This window comes from Cupriavidus phytohabitans (assembly GCF_000426345.1).
GTDB lineage: Bacteria > Pseudomonadota > Gammaproteobacteria > Burkholderiales > Burkholderiaceae > Cupriavidus.
This window is the reverse complement of sequence record NZ_AUFE01000226.1, coordinates 1-1,496: the sequence shown is the minus strand read 5'-3', so window position 1 is coordinate 1,496 and position 1,496 is coordinate 1. Positions and strand designations below refer to the sequence as shown.

At 59.0% G+C, this 1,496-nt stretch carries 1 protein-coding gene and 1 pseudogene; one reads left to right on the top strand and one right to left on the bottom strand.

The window, feature by feature from the left end; all coding sequences use genetic code 11:
• Positions 1 to 576 precede the first annotated feature (576 nt).
• Entirely contained in the window at positions 577 to 720 is a 144-nt protein-coding gene (locus K309_RS42325; RefSeq protein ID WP_232232661.1) for a hypothetical protein, read from the bottom strand.
• A 96-nt stretch (positions 721 to 816) separates the two neighbouring features.
• Between K309_RS42325 and K309_RS0134900 the strand changes: the two are divergent.
• Positions 817 to 1,402: pseudogene (locus tag K309_RS0134900) on the top strand (sigma factor-like helix-turn-helix DNA-binding protein); the annotation flags it as partial.
• Positions 1,403 to 1,496: the final 94 nt, after the last annotated feature.

Sequence of the window (1,496 nt, the reverse complement as noted above, 5' to 3'; positions counted from 1 at the left end):
CCGCATGGTCGCGCTTGCTCGCCCGCAATCCGTCCGTATCGCCTGAGTTCAGCATCACCGAGGAGTCCCTGTTTTCAATCTCGATTTATGCAACATAGCCTGTTTCACCTGGGATATTGGCCTATGGTATGAGCGGGGCCGTTTGAAGCCGAGCTCAGGGGCGATATTCGTCACGGCAGGCTCTCAAGAAACATCCAAACGCAATATATATGCCAATGGCATAGGCGCTTTGGCAAGGCGCAATGGAATTAAACACCGAATGTCATGGGTGCGACTATTTTGTCATAAATCAAACAGCAGGCGGGTGTTTGACAATTGCGAAAGGCAGAACCATTTACGGCCTGCTCCGACAGGCGGAATTGTGTGTAGAGCTCTCAACCCTATTGTGGGAATGGGTTGCTGTGCTGCTTTTCACGCTATTGCAAGCAGGACGCCGTGGTATATCTTCGACCGGGCCTCGCTACGATCAAGTATCTGTCGCCCACTGCCAAAACCTAATCACAGGTAGTCTTGGGTGGTGAACCGCCCCGGGTGCGTATTTCGGGGCACGTGATCAGCGATTTCGGGGGAACGTGATCACCTGTTTCGGCGGGAAGCTGATCGCTGGTTTCGGCGGAACGTGATCACTTCGGCGACGCTGCCGAAATCGGTGATCACGATTCCGAAACGAGTGATCACGTTGCCGAAATAGGTGATCAAGCAGCCGAAACGGGTGATCACGCACCGTAATGGGGCCGGGCAAGGGCTGGGGGTGGGACTGCGCATGGACTAGAACGCCGGCGATACGCTGCTTCCTTTTTGCAAGGAAGCAAGCTGATGCCGGCCAACCGGATGACCATGCGCAAGATCAAGGAAGTGCTTCGCCTGAAATGGGCGTGTGGCCTTTCGCACCGGCAGATCGCTAGGGCGACGGGTGTGAGTGTTGGTGCCGTTTAGCAGTACGCGGCGATGGCGAAGGCAGCGGGGCTGGATTGGGCGCAGGCGGACAGCCTGAACGAGGATACGCTGGAGCAGCGGCTGTTCGGCGCACAGAAGCCGGCCAACAGCCCGGGCGGACGGGTGACGCCGGACTTCCCCTACCTGCACCGCGAGCTGCGCCGCAAGGGCGTGACACTGCAGTTGCTGTGGGAGGAATACCTGGATGCGAATCCCGGCAGCCACAGCACGGTCAAGGAACACATGCCGGTCGCCCACCGCGCGCACCTCGAATGGACGCCCGGCCGGCTGCTCAACTGGGCAGCCTCGATTGGGCCCAACGCCGCCGTCATCGTCGAATACCAGTTCACCCACAAGAGCCATCCCGAGATGGGCTATCGCGCCTGCCTGGGTCTGCTGAGTCAAGGAGCGGCTCGAAGCCGCTTGCGCTCGCGCCGTCGCCATTGGCTCGCTCACGCGTAAGTCGTCGGACCTGAAAAATTCAGTCTGAGAGCTCAGCGTGACTGAAAGGCGGAGGATTCTGGGCCCTCATCAAACGACTGCGGCATGTGGGCTGAGTC